Source organism: Bradyrhizobium sp. BRP56, assembly GCF_020194035.1.
In the GTDB taxonomy this organism is placed as follows: domain Bacteria; phylum Pseudomonadota; class Alphaproteobacteria; order Rhizobiales; family Xanthobacteraceae; genus Bradyrhizobium; species Bradyrhizobium australafricanum.
Genome location: NZ_JADYVV010000013.1, coordinates 107,501 through 120,379, shown reverse-complemented (window position 1 = coordinate 120,379; position 12,879 = coordinate 107,501). Strand labels below are relative to the sequence as shown.

Below are 12,879 nucleotides of genomic sequence, written 5' to 3'. Positions count from 1 at the left end.
GAATTGGGGGGCGTTACAGAGGATCTAGTGAAGTATGGTTCAGTTGCTTGCGTGTCGCCGGTCGCTTCGTGTTTTGGCGCTGGCTCTGTGTTTGCTCACTCTCGCCGTGATCTCCGCCGCTCCGGCATCCGCCCGTCCGCATCATTCACGTCACGCGCATTCGGCCCATGCCGGTCATCACGCGCGTCACTACGCCCGTCATCACTATCGGCACACAGCGCGGCTGTCGCGCGCCGAGCGCCGCGCACTCGCGCAACCGGGCGGGATCGTCGAAACCAACGCAGCGCCGTTGCCCGGCAGCGCTGACCCCGTGCCCAACACCGGCGGCGTCAGCGCGGCAGGCGGCTTCGGCTCGTCCGGCATCGTGGCCGAGGCGCGCCGCTATCTCGGCGGCAATCCGACCGACCGCTCCAGCCTGTGGTGCGCACGCTTCATGAACATGGTGCTGCAGCACACCGGCCATCGCGGCACCGGCTCCGACATGGCGAGCTCGTTCGCCAAATACGGCACGCGCGTTTCGGGACCGCAGGTCGGCGCCATCGCCGTGATGAGCCGCCGTGGCGGCGGTCATGTCGGCATCATTACCGGCGTCGATGCCAAGGGCAATCCGACCATGATCTCGGGCAACAGCGGCCACCGCGTCCGCGAGACGCGGGTCTCGCGCGGCCGGATCTACGCCTATGTGATGCCGACCAACTGATCGCTCGAAAGCGGGGCAGGGCGCGCACGCGCCTTGCCCGGCCTACGACGCTACAGGTCCCTCAGCGGCAATCGTGTCGCCGACGGCGGCGCCGCCATCGCTGATGATCTCGGCGTAGATGCCGCATTCATTATTGCCGAAGCGCTGCATCAGCGTGTTCGGCACCGAGAGGTCGCGCGCGCCGGTATCGGGATCGACATTGACCGCGGCGCAGCGGGTGATGCGCTTCACCACCCTGGCCCGGGCGCTGCCGATCGCAATGGTCTGGTCGAGCAGGCTGGCTTCATGCCAGGCCGGCCAGCCCTCGACATAGAGGTTGGCGCGGAAGCGCAGCGGATGCACCGGCGCCTGCACCATCTGCTCGATCGCCCGCAGGCTGGCCAGATTGATGATCGAGACCACCTTGCGCGGCACGTCGGAGAAGCTGTGCCCGGGGCTGACCAGCACCTTGGGCGGGCCCTTGATCTGGCCGGTATGACGGTCAGCGAAATAGCGTTCGATCGCCGCGCGGCCTTCCGCGGTCTCGAGGTCGCCCTGGGCCACCATCGCGCCATCCCGACGCAGCGTCAGCACGTGGCTGTCATCGTCGAAATGGGCGCGCAGCGGCGCCAGCCACTCGTCCCGCTGCAGCATCAGGAAATGCGGCTTCGGCAGCCATTTCGGCGCCGAGGGATCGAAGCCGCTCGGGCCGTTCTCGATCGCATAGCGGCGATCGGAGCGGAGCGTCTCACCGATCTTGAGCTCTGCGTGCGGCAGCGACTCGGGCGTGAGGCCCTTGACGGGGTAGCGATAGATGCCGGTGATCTGGGCGGAGGAAGCGTGCGCATTGTCCATTCGCCCGCTCTAGCCTGTTTGGCGTGCGAGGAGAACTGCCGGCCGCGGGAAGGTACTAGTCGGCGCGCGCCGCTCCAGGAGCGTCCAGCAGGCGCTGCATGAACACGAGATCGAGCCAGCGGCCGAACTTGCGTCCGACCTCCGGCATCCGGGCGACCTCGACGAAGCCGGCCTGCGCGTGCAGCCGCCGCGAGGCGGGATTGCCGCCGTCGATGCCGGCGATCATGACGTGCTTGCCGAGCGCGGTGGCCGCGGCGATCAGCTCGTCGACGATGATCCGGCCGAGGCCGCGGCCGCGATGATCGGCATGGATATAGACGCTGTGCTCGACGCTGTAGCGGTAACCCGGGAAGGCCCGGAAGTCGCCGAATGTGCCGTAGCCGAGCACCGTCGTCCCCTCGACGGCCACCAGCACGGGATAGCCCAGAGCCTGCCGCGCCGTCATCCAGGCCAGCCTCTCGGCCTCGGAATCCTGCTTCTCCGTCCAGATCGCGTTCGAGTTGGCGACCGCCTCGTTGAAGATCGCGGTAATGGCCGGGATGTCCTGCTCGGTGGCGGGGCGGATAATCATCGGTGGTTCCTTGACGGGCCTCTTGAATGGACCCCATCGTCTACTATATAAGACAATATGTCAATTATAGAGGACAAGGCCGATGAGGCTCTCGGGCGGCGGGTTCGCGCCGAACGGGAGGGCCGCGGCTGGTCGCTGGCGGACCTCTCCGGGCGGGCCGGCGTGTCCAAGGCCATGCTCAGCAAGATCGAGCGGGCGGAGGCAAGCCCGACGGCGGCGACGCTCTCGCGGATCGCCACGGCCTACGGTCTGACCATGGCCGCGCTATTCGAGGTTGCCTCACACAATTCCCGCCTGCAGCGGGCCAAGGATCAGCCGGTGTGGCGCGATCCGAAGGCGGCCTATCTGCGACGGCAGGTGTTCCTGCATCCGGCCAATCCGCTGGAGCTGGTGGAGATCGATCTGCCTGCGAGGCAGGAGGCCGGCTTCCCCGCCAGCGCCTATCACCTGGTCCGCCAGGTGGTCTGGGTAATCAGCGGCCGCCTCACCTTGATGGAAGGAGCGGAGCGCCACGAGCTCGCTGCGGGCGACCGCGTCGAGCTCGGTCCGCCGTCGGACATCGTCTTTCGTAACGAAACCGCTCAGCCTTGCCGGTACCTTGTCGCCATCGTGCGGCGCTGAGCTTCATCGGGCGAAATCGCAGACTGTGGCTCTTCCGTTTTGGAACCAAGTGCCCACATCTGCGGCAAGCCTGAAAAATGATGGCGACGACCAGAGGCTGGTTGAGGAACGTCAACGCGGCCCGCGGAAACCCAATGAAGATGCCGTTGTCATGCCTTCGCGCGTGGTCCGCGAAAGTGTGTGCGGTTTCGCGACAAGACCACGCGCAAACTTAAAGTTTGGGCGCGATCGGACGCAAAACCGGTACCCACTTTTGCTGATCGCGCCCCGGGTGACGATGGCAGGCCGAGGGAAAACGAATGAACATTGAGAAGTACACCGAGCGCGCGCGCGGATTCATCCAGTCTGCCCAGTCGCTCGCAATGCGCGACGGTCACCAGCAGTTCTCGCCGCTGCATCTGTTGAAGGTGCTGCTGGACGACAATGAGGGACTCGCCGGCGGTCTGATCGACCGTGCGGGCGGCAATTCCAGAGCAATCCTGAAAGCGACCGAAGAGGCGCTGAACAAGCTGCCGAAGGTCTCGGGCAATGGTGCCGGGCAGGTCTACCTGTCGCCGGAACTGGCGCGTGCCTTCGATGCGGCGGAAAAGGCCGCCGACAAGGCCGGCGACAGTTTTGTCACCGTCGAGCGGCTGCTGCTCGGGCTCACGCTCGAGAAGGGCAGCGAGGCGGCCTCGATCCTGAACAAGGGCGGCGTGACGGCGCAGAACCTGAATGCGGCGATCGAAGCGCTGCGCAAGGGCCGCACCGCCGACAGTGCGACCGCCGAGAACGCTTACGACGCGCTGAAGAAATATGCCCGCGACCTGACCCAGGCGGCACGCGACGGCAAGCTCGACCCGGTGATCGGCCGCGACGAGGAGATCCGCCGCACCATCCAGGTGCTGTCGCGACGGACCAAGAACAATCCCGTCCTGATCGGTGAGCCCGGCGTCGGCAAGACCGCGATCGTCGAGGGCCTGGCGCTGCGCATCCTCAACGGCGACGTGCCGGAGAGCCTGAAGGACAAGAAGCTGCTGTCGCTCGACATGGGTGCCCTGATCGCCGGCGCGAAATATCGCGGCGAGTTCGAGGAGCGGCTGAAGTCGGTGCTGCAGGAGGTCTCGACCGCCGAGGGCGGCATCATCCTGTTCATCGACGAGATGCATACGCTGATCGGCGCCGGCAAGACCGACGGCGCGATGGACGCGTCCAACCTGTTGAAGCCTGCGCTCGCGCGCGGTGAGCTGCACTGTATCGGCGCGACCACGCTCGACGAGTACCGCAAGCATGTCGAGAAGGATGCGGCGCTGGCCCGCCGGTTCCAGCCGATCTATGTCAGCGAGCCGACGGTCGAGGACACCATCTCGATCCTGCGCGGCCTGAAGGACAAGTACGAGCAGCATCACGGCGTGCGCATCACCGATTCCGCGCTGGTGGCCGCGACCACGCTGTCGAACCGCTACATCACCGACCGCTTCCTGCCCGACAAGGCCATCGACCTGATGGACGAGGCGGCGGCGCGGCTGAAAATGCAGGTCGATTCGAAGCCGGAAGAGCTCGATTCGCTCGATCGCGACATCATCCGGCTGAAGATCGAGCAGGAGGCGCTGAAGAAGGAGAACGATGCCGGCTCCAAGAGCCGCTTGCAGACCCTGGAGAAGGAGCTCGCAGGGCTCGAGGAGCGATCGACGGCGCTGACGGCGCGCTGGAGCGCGGAGAAGAACAAGCTCTCCAATGCCCAGAAGCTGAAGAGCGAGCTCGATGCGCTCCGCGTCGAGTTGGCCAATGCGCAGCGTCGCGGCGAATTCCAGAAGGCGGGCGAACTGGCCTATGGCCGGATTCCCGAGCTGGAAAAGAAGCTCGCCGACATCGAGGCGCAAGCGAACAGCAGGCCGAACGGCGGCGAGATGATGGAGGAGGCGGTCACCGCCAACCACATCGCGCAGGTCGTCTCGCGCTGGACCGGCGTGCCGGTCGACAAGATGCTCGAGGGCGAAAAGGACAAGCTCCTGAAAATGGAGGACAGTCTCGCCAAGCGCGTCGTCGGCCAGGCTGAAGCCGTGCGTGCGGTGGCAACCGCCGTGCGCCGTTCCCGCGCGGGCCTGCAGGATCCGAACCGGCCGACCGGCTCGTTCATGTTCTTGGGCCCCACCGGCGTCGGCAAGACCGAGCTGACCAAGGCGCTCGCCGCTGACCTGTTCAACGACGAGACCGCGATGGTCCGCCTCGACATGTCCGAGTACATGGAGAAGCACTCGGTCTCGCGGCTGATCGGCGCGCCTCCCGGCTATGTCGGCTATGATGAGGGCGGTGCCCTGACCGAAGCGGTGCGGCGGCGGCCTTATCAGGTGGTGCTGTTCGACGAGATCGAGAAGGCGCATCCCGACGTCTTCAACGTGCTGTTGCAGGTGCTCGACGACGGCCGCCTGACCGATGGTCAGGGCCGCACCGTCGACTTCCGCAACACGCTGATCATCATGACCTCGAATCTCGGTTCGGAGTTCCTGGTGAATCAGCCGGAAGGCGAGGACACCGCGGCGGTCCGCGATCAGGTGATGGGCGTCGTGCGGGCGCATTTCAGGCCGGAATTCCTGAACCGCATCGACGAGATCATCCTGTTCCACCGCCTGCAGAAGAGCGAGATGGGCCGTATCGTCGAGATCCAGTTCGCGCGGCTGACCAAGCTGCTCGAGGATCGCAAGATCGAGCTCACGCTGGACGCCAAGGCGCGGGACTGGCTTGCCGAGAAGGGCTGGGATCCGGCTTACGGCGCCCGCCCGCTGAAGCGGGTGATCCAGCGCAGCGTGCAGGATCCGCTGGCCGAGATGATCCTCGCCGGCGAGGTCAAGGACGGCGATCATGTCGCGATCTCGGAGAAGGGCAACGTGCTGACCTTCAACGGTCAGGTGCCCAAAACCGCCGAGATCGTGCAGTTCGAGGCCCCGGTCTCGAAGCGCAAGCTGAACTGACGGCGCAACACCAGAATCCTCCCCGCAGGTCGCGGGGAGGATTCATTTGCGAATCACTCCTGCGGGACGATCGGCGGCGAAGGGCTGGCGGGCTCGTCGTCCTCGGCGGACTCGAGCTCGGAAAGGATATCGACCAGTTCGCGGGCACGGCCAGTGGCCAGCGGCCTGCCGGCATTGATCAGCGGTTCGTCATTGGCGAGCCAGGCCTGCGCCTCGGCAAGCTCGGTGATGGTTGCTCCCGACGCAATGATCCTGGCAATCGTGACGTCGTCGGTGTGGCCGACGGCCTTCAGCACATCGTCGCGGGTGAGCTGGGTCATGGTGCAAATCCTTGTGCATATCTTCGTTGAGCGCAACCAGACCCCCCCCGCCGGCGATCCGCGCCAGCGGGTAGGGATGGATCAGTTCAAGGCCTCAGCTGTGCGTCGTGAGCCGAGGCGGATGCTGGGACATCGCCCAGAGCTCGATCGCCGCAAGGACCGCGACAGCGATGCCGATCACCACGTGCACGGTCGTCGCGGTGGTCATTCCCTGGAAACCCAGGACCCAGGGCGAGACCAGCGCCCAAAGCCCGACGATGAGGTTCAGCCACTCCTCCCAGACCGCGAATGCCGCGAGCGCGGCGATCGCAAGGACCGCCATCGCGAGGCCGACGATGTAGGCGTTGGTGGAAACCGTTCCGGCGTCGAACTTGAACAGCCACGGCGATAGGAAGAGAAGCGCGCCGAGGATCAGGTTAGCGACATCGCACAGTTTTGCGTTCGTCCAGTTCTCCATGACACCCTCCGTTGGAGGTTTCACTGACGAATCAACTGGATGGTCGCCGTTCGGGTTCCCATCTCACAGGCGAAATCTGATGGAACTGGCGCCCTATCGCATCATCAGCGGTTGGTGGTGGAGCGCGTCTGCGACGTGGAACTGGTGGCGTCCGAGACGATTCGCGAACTGCCGCGGCTGGACATCTGGGCCTCGATCCGGTCGCGCTCCTTCTCGAAGTTCGCCAGCATCGGGCCTTCCAGCGAACGGCCGCGCGGCAGCTTCACGCGCATCGGGTCGACGAATCGGCCGTTGACCAGGATTTCGTAGTGGACGTGCGGGCCGGTCGACTGGCCGGTCGAGCCGACGAAGCCGATCACCTGGCCCTGCCGCACCTTCTTGCCGATCTCCATGCCCTTGGCGAAGGCCGACATGTGGCCGTAGGCCGTCTCGTAGCCATTGGCATGCTTCATGCGGATATATTTGCCGTAACCGCCCTCGTATCCGACCTTCTCGAGCACGCCGTTGCCGGAAGCGAAGATCGGCGTGCCGTAGGCGGTAGCCCAGTCGACGCCGGTGTGCATCTTCACATAGCCGAGGATCGGGTGGCGGCGGCCGCCGAAGCCCGAACGCATGATCGCGTTGTTGACCGGCTTGCGTACCAGGAACTTCTTTGCGCTCTTGCCGGTCTCGTCATAGTAGTCGACGAGGCCGTCGTCCGAGCTCTGGAATCGGTAGTATTTCTTGGTCTCGCCGCCCACGGTCAGCGCGGCGTAGAGCACTTCGGTCTTTTCGGTGCTGGTGACGCCCTCGTCCTCGCCGGCAAAGAACACGTCGAACGAGTCGCCGGGCTGGACCTTGCGCTGGAAATCGACGTCATAGGAGTAGATCTTGACCATGTCTTCGATGACGGTCGGCGGCACCTTGTTGCGCAGCGCGGTCTCGTAAATGCTCTGGTAGAGCCGTACGCCGCTGCCATCATCCTCGTCATCGTCGCTGGAATTGTCGGCGGTCTCGGTGACAGTGTTCATGCTCTGCACGTCGACGGCGACGTATTTGCCGAGATCGGACAGCGCAGCGACGGCTTCGATGACGGATTCGTTGGCGACGATCACGCGATAGGGCTGCAGCCTGACATTCGGTCCGGGCGCCGCCGGCGCCATCAGGATTCGTACCTTCTGGCCTTCCTTCAGGCCGCCCTCGCGGCCGCGCGGACCGAGCGTTGCGGCGATCGCCTTCGCCTCGTCGGGCGTCGCGCCCTGATCGCGCAGGATCGAGGTGATGCTGTCGCCCTTCCTGACGACGTGAACCCGTTCGCCGACCGGATTGCCGCCGGTGACCTGCTCTTTGGTCTTCGGCAGCAGGGTGACGTTTTCCGGCACCACGCGGGTCTCGAAGCCGGCATAGGGATCGGAGGTGTTGCCCTCGGTGGCGTAGGCCATCCTCATGTCGGGGCCGGCGCCGCTCGCGTCAGCCGCGGCATTGGCGAGTGAAGCGTAGCGCACCGAGCCGCCGGAGCCGCGCCAATTGGCGGCGTCGCGGACCCGCATCAGCACGTCGTCGAGCGCGACGACGGCGGCGAGCTTGGCCTTCGGCAGCACCGAGCCGAGATCCTTGGTGACGAACGAGACCTCGGCGTCGGGCTCGGCCGCGGCATTCGGATCCTCGGCCGCCGCCGGCGTGTCGGAGCCGACATCGGTCAGCAGACGCTGCGCGTTGAACGCAGGGATTTTTGCCGACAGGTCGCTCGTGGTCATCGAGAGATTGCCGGAAATTCGGATGAAGGGCCGCACCCGCATCACGTCGCGATTGCCGACGCGGGTCACGGTCGACACGCGCACCAGGCTGCGGGAGGCGGAGGATTCGCTGGGCGGCGGCAGGCGGTCGCCCTTGTGCAGGCTGACGACGCGATCGTTGCCGGTGAACGCGCCGCGGAGCGCGCCTTCAACGCGCTCCGGCACCTTGGCGAAGGTCATCTCGCCGTCGAGCGACGCAAAAACGGCGCCGCCGATCAGGGCCGCGCCACATAGTCCAGTCAGAATGGTGCCGCTGAACCATTGAACGGAGACACGGCGGCGGTCGATCACCGCGGCCTCGGTGCCGTCGACTGAAAGCGGCGGTTCGTGACCGAGATCGATCATCCCGGTCTCGCGCCCAATGCCGCTTCCGCGTGACGCCCGTTGGCTCAACCCGATATCCCCCCAAATTCCAGCAACTGCGATCGACCTCAGCTCGTCCTCGTCCCCACCTTGATCCCCGGAAGAGGAATCTCGGCAGTGTGGCGAGCCACACGCATCGAATTCGAGGAGCCGATGGCCATTAGCTAGCCGCGATCTCGAACGTCAATGTGCAGATCTCTCGATGTTGCTCGGCCGCGAAGGGAAGAGGCGACGGATTTTTGGAGAAAATCGCCTGGTCCCCCAGAAAAACCGCCCCAGCCCCCACAGGTTACGAGCGGTTCAATGCATTCGTTATAGCCAGAACGTCGCAGGATTGTGGCTCAAGTGCGGCATTTGAGGTGGAAAAGCTTCCCTGAAAGCAGGTCGATGCGCGCCGCCCGGCCCGGGGCGGTTGGAACCCGTTTTGGAGGGCCTCACGGGCCCCCCGGCGACGAACTTTTTTTAAAGTTTTTTGCCACGAGGGCTGGGTGACGAATTTTTACCTCTGACCTAAGCCACGGAAAGCACGAGAATTTCTTCGCACTGCACAAGCGATTTGGGCGTGCGACGATTTGTTGACAATGGCCGTTGACAATCCCGAGGGGTGCGGACTATAAACCAACCACTGAGCGCGGCGCCGCCGGGTCACTGACCAAGGCGAGCGAACGCGCCACTGATGCTCCTCACTTCGATGAGTGACACAACAGCCGACATAAATCGGTTGAAGTTCACCGTCGGCCGGTGAAGGGTAGAACCACCCTCTAAGGGTGTGGGGTCATCGGATCCCGGGCTGTTTGACAAGTGAAGATGAAGAAAGAGAAACGTGGACGGCGGAGTCCTTGCGTCTCTCGGATACTTGAAAGCTTCGGCTTTTGACTTCTGAGAGTGGACGAAAGACTTCGGCGGTACACGTTTTAAAGGTTACACCATCGCTGCCAACGATGTGAATCGCGGGCGGCTCGTTGACTTCGGTCGACGAAGAATGGTGGGACCTCGTCAAACGTTGTGATCAGCCGGTTCAAGGTTTCAAGTCCAACTTGAGAGTTTGATCCTGGCTCAGAGCGAACGCTGGCGGCAGGCTTAACACATGCAAGTCGAGCGGGCATAGCAATATGTCAGCGGCAGACGGGTGAGTAACGCGTGGGAACGTACCTTTTGGTTCGGAACAACTGAGGGAAACTTCAGCTAATACCGGATAAGCCCTTACGGGGAAAGATTTATCGCCGAAAGATCGGCCCGCGTCTGATTAGCTAGTTGGTGAGGTAATGGCTCACCAAGGCGACGATCAGTAGCTGGTCTGAGAGGATGATCAGCCACATTGGGACTGAGACACGGCCCAAACTCCTACGGGAGGCAGCAGTGGGGAATATTGGACAATGGGCGCAAGCCTGATCCAGCCATGCCGCGTGAGTGATGAAGGCCCTAGGGTTGTAAAGCTCTTTTGTGCGGGAAGATAATGACGGTACCGCAAGAATAAGCCCCGGCTAACTTCGTGCCAGCAGCCGCGGTAATACGAAGGGGGCTAGCGTTGCTCGGAATCACTGGGCGTAAAGGGTGCGTAGGCGGGTCTTTAAGTCAGGGGTGAAATCCTGGAGCTCAACTCCAGAACTGCCTTTGATACTGAAGATCTTGAGTTCGGGAGAGGTGAGTGGAACTGCGAGTGTAGAGGTGAAATTCGTAGATATTCGCAAGAACACCAGTGGCGAAGGCGGCTCACTGGCCCGATACTGACGCTGAGGCACGAAAGCGTGGGGAGCAAACAGGATTAGATACCCTGGTAGTCCACGCCGTAAACGATGAATGCCAGCCGTTAGTGGGTTTACTCACTAGTGGCGCAGCTAACGCTTTAAGCATTCCGCCTGGGGAGTACGGTCGCAAGATTAAAACTCAAAGGAATTGACGGGGGCCCGCACAAGCGGTGGAGCATGTGGTTTAATTCGACGCAACGCGCAGAACCTTACCAGCCCTTGACATCCCGGTCGCGGACTCCAGAGACGGAGTTCTTCAGTTCGGCTGGACCGGAGACAGGTGCTGCATGGCTGTCGTCAGCTCGTGTCGTGAGATGTTGGGTTAAGTCCCGCAACGAGCGCAACCCCCGTCCTTAGTTGCTACCATTTAGTTGAGCACTCTAAGGAGACTGCCGGTGATAAGCCGCGAGGAAGGTGGGGATGACGTCAAGTCCTCATGGCCCTTACGGGCTGGGCTACACACGTGCTACAATGGCGGTGACAATGGGATGCTAAGGGGCGACCCTTCGCAAATCTCAAAAAGCCGTCTCAGTTCGGATTGGGCTCTGCAACTCGAGCCCATGAAGTTGGAATCGCTAGTAATCGTGGATCAGCACGCCACGGTGAATACGTTCCCGGGCCTTGTACACACCGCCCGTCACACCATGGGAGTTGGTTTTACCTGAAGACGGTGCGCTAACCGAAAGGGGGCAGCCGGCCACGGTAGGGTCAGCGACTGGGGTGAAGTCGTAACAAGGTAGCCGTAGGGGAACCTGCGGCTGGATCACCTCCTTTCTAAGGATGATCCTTCAGATCAGCTCACGCTATCTATCGGATCGTTTTAGAAACATTCAGGGGCCAACAGTTTCAGGATTGTTGAGCTCCATTGGCGGGATTTCGCCGTCTTCGTTTCTCTTTCTTCGCGGACGAACACGCGCCAGGGGCTGAGCGCTGTGCGATGCACCGGCTTGATGTCGAGTGCGCGCCGGCTTGTCTCTCGTGTTAGGGGCTTGTAGCTCAGTTGGTTAGAGCGCGCGCTTGATAAGCGTGAGGTCGGAAGTTCAAGTCTTCCCAGGCCCACCAGCCTTCGCGCTTCGCTGCTTCGGCTAGGCGGGCCCTTCAAGATGAAGGCTGCTGCGCCGCAGCCTTGGCGAAGGCGAGCGGGTATCAACAATGCGCTTCGTCTTCTGGTACGGGGCCATAGCTCAGCTGGGAGAGCGCGTGCTTTGCAAGCATGAGGTCGTCGGTTCGATCCCGTCTGGCTCCACCAGATGGAATTGAAGCTTGAGTAAGCCTCGTCAATATCGTCCGCGAAACATCACTTCGCACTCATTGGTCCGGATGGACGGTGACGTGCGTGTTTTCTGACATCGTAAAGAGGAGATCGATCCGAGTTTGGATCAAGCGAAGCAATTCGCCTGAGCCATTCATTATCTCCGGGATCATTTCGGCGCTCGCTTTCAATCGCAAGATTGGATGCGGGTTGTAAATGATCCCTTTTAGCGAAGCTTGACCGCCTCGCTATCGGGCCGATCTTACGAAGCAAGCTGGTCTTTCTAGTCAATGTCCGGCTGCGCAATCGCATTCATCGAGGATGCGTGCCTTCAATGGCAGTTGTGCAGATAACATTCTGCCGAGTGTGTGGACATTGATAATGAGAGCAATCAAGTGCCTTAAGGGTGTTCGGTGGATGCCTTGGCGCTGAGAGGCGATGAAGGACGTGCTACGCTGCGATAAGCCGTGGGGAGCTGCGAAGAAGCTTTGATCCGCGGATTTCCGAATGGGGAAACCCACCTTCGATAGCCGGAACTCCAAGACCTTGTGTGTTGGGGTTCGACCAGAAATGCGAGAAATCAGACTGCGAGGTTTTGGATTTCCGGTTATCAAGAGAAGGTATGAGACTTCCGAATAAAATAGGAGGTTTTAAGCAAACCCAGGGAACTGAAACATCTAAGTACCTGGAGGAAAGGACATCAATCGAGACTCCGTTAGTAGTGGCGAGCGAACGCGGACCAGGCCAGTGATACATCAAAGACAATCGGAACCTGTCAGGAAAGCAGGGCCTCAGAGGGTGATAGCCCCGTACGAGTAATGCGATGATGTATCCACGAGTAAGGCGGGACACGTGTAATCCTGTCTGAACACGGGGGGACCACCCTCCAAGCCTAAGTACTCCTCAGCGACCGATAGTGAACCAGTACCGTGAGGGAAAGGTGAAAAGCACCCCGACGAGGGGAGTGAAATAGACCTGAAACCGGACACCTACAAACAGACGGAGCCCAAGATACGTTCTGGGTGACGTCGTACCTTTTGTATTATGGGCCAGCGACTTAATTTAACGAGCAAGCTTAAGCCGATAGGCGAAGGCGTAGCGAAAGCGAGTCTGAATAGGGCGTCAAGTTCGTTGTATTAGACCCGAAACCTAGTGATCTAGCCATGAGCAGGTTGAAGGTGAGGTAACACTCACTGGAGGACCGAACGGGTGCCTGTTGAAAAAGGCTCCGATGACTTGTGGTTAGGGGTGAAAGGCCAATCAAACTGGGAAATAGCTGGTTCTCCG

Annotated in this window: 8 protein-coding genes, 2 tRNA genes and 2 rRNA genes (1 of these 12 running past the window's edge); 7 read left to right on the top strand and 5 right to left on the bottom strand. The window is 62.0% G+C overall.

All coding sequences use genetic code 11. The annotated features are described in order from the left end of the window. Window positions 1-34 precede the first annotated feature (34 nt). Window positions 35-700, top strand: coding sequence for a TIGR02594 family protein (locus tag I6F38_RS12225; RefSeq protein ID WP_225160482.1), 666 nt, complete (start codon window positions 35-37; stop codon window positions 698-700). Window positions 701-742: 42 nt separating this feature from the next. Here the strand turns inward: I6F38_RS12225 and I6F38_RS12220 are convergent, their stop codons facing one another. Beyond that, window positions 743-1,534 carry an MOSC domain-containing protein gene (locus I6F38_RS12220; RefSeq protein ID WP_225160481.1) on the bottom strand — a complete coding sequence of 264 codons (792 nt, stop codon included), beginning with the start codon at window positions 1,532-1,534 and terminating at the stop codon, window positions 743-745. A gap of 55 nt (window positions 1,535-1,589) precedes the next feature. Continuing rightward, entirely contained in the window at window positions 1,590-2,105 is a 516-nt protein-coding gene (locus tag I6F38_RS12215; RefSeq protein ID WP_225160480.1) for a GNAT family N-acetyltransferase, read from the bottom strand. 57 nt (window positions 2,106-2,162) lie between these two features. On the opposite strand from I6F38_RS12215, the gene I6F38_RS12210 reads away from it, so the two are divergent. Both I6F38_RS12210 and clpB read left to right on the top strand, forming a co-directional pair. Then, window positions 2,163-2,726: an XRE family transcriptional regulator gene (locus I6F38_RS12210; protein WP_225160479.1), complete on the top strand. Its 564-nt coding sequence runs from the start codon at window positions 2,163-2,165 to the stop codon at window positions 2,724-2,726. 299 nt (window positions 2,727-3,025) lie between these two features. Further along, window positions 3,026-5,677 carry an ATP-dependent chaperone ClpB gene (clpB, locus tag I6F38_RS12205; RefSeq protein ID WP_225160478.1) on the top strand — a complete coding sequence of 884 codons (2,652 nt, stop codon included), beginning with the start codon at window positions 3,026-3,028 and terminating at the stop codon, window positions 5,675-5,677. Between the two features lie 53 nt (window positions 5,678-5,730). On the opposite strand, the gene I6F38_RS12200 is transcribed toward clpB, so the two are convergent. The 3 genes from I6F38_RS12200 to I6F38_RS12190 all read right to left on the bottom strand — a co-directional run bounded on the left by I6F38_RS12200 (window position 5,731) and on the right by I6F38_RS12190 (window position 8,622). Continuing rightward, entirely contained in the window at window positions 5,731-5,997 is a 267-nt protein-coding gene (locus tag I6F38_RS12200) for a hypothetical protein (RefSeq protein ID WP_038385289.1), read from the bottom strand. A gap of 94 nt (window positions 5,998-6,091) precedes the next feature. Next, window positions 6,092-6,454, bottom strand: a complete 363-nt coding sequence (locus I6F38_RS12195; RefSeq protein ID WP_225160477.1) for an SPW repeat protein — start codon at window positions 6,452-6,454, stop codon at window positions 6,092-6,094. A 104-nt stretch (window positions 6,455-6,558) separates the two neighbouring features. Then, window positions 6,559-8,622: a M23 family metallopeptidase gene (locus I6F38_RS12190; RefSeq protein WP_225160476.1), complete on the bottom strand. Its 2,064-nt coding sequence runs from the start codon at window positions 8,620-8,622 to the stop codon at window positions 6,559-6,561. Window positions 8,623-9,625: 1,003 nt separating this feature from the next. Here I6F38_RS12190 and I6F38_RS12185 point away from each other — a divergent pair. The 4 genes from I6F38_RS12185 to I6F38_RS12170 all read left to right on the top strand — a co-directional run. Continuing rightward, window positions 9,626-11,114: ribosomal RNA gene (locus tag I6F38_RS12185) — 16S ribosomal RNA — on the top strand. A 211-nt stretch (window positions 11,115-11,325) separates the two neighbouring features. Further along, window positions 11,326-11,402 (top strand) — tRNA-Ile (locus I6F38_RS12180). A gap of 111 nt (window positions 11,403-11,513) precedes the next feature. Further along, a tRNA-Ala gene (locus I6F38_RS12175) sits at window positions 11,514-11,589 on the top strand. Window positions 11,590-11,981: 392 nt separating this feature from the next. Further along, window positions 11,982-12,879, top strand: a 23S ribosomal RNA gene (locus I6F38_RS12170); it runs 1,948 nt beyond the window's last position. The 16S and 23S rRNA genes sit together here with 2 tRNA genes alongside, the layout of an rRNA operon.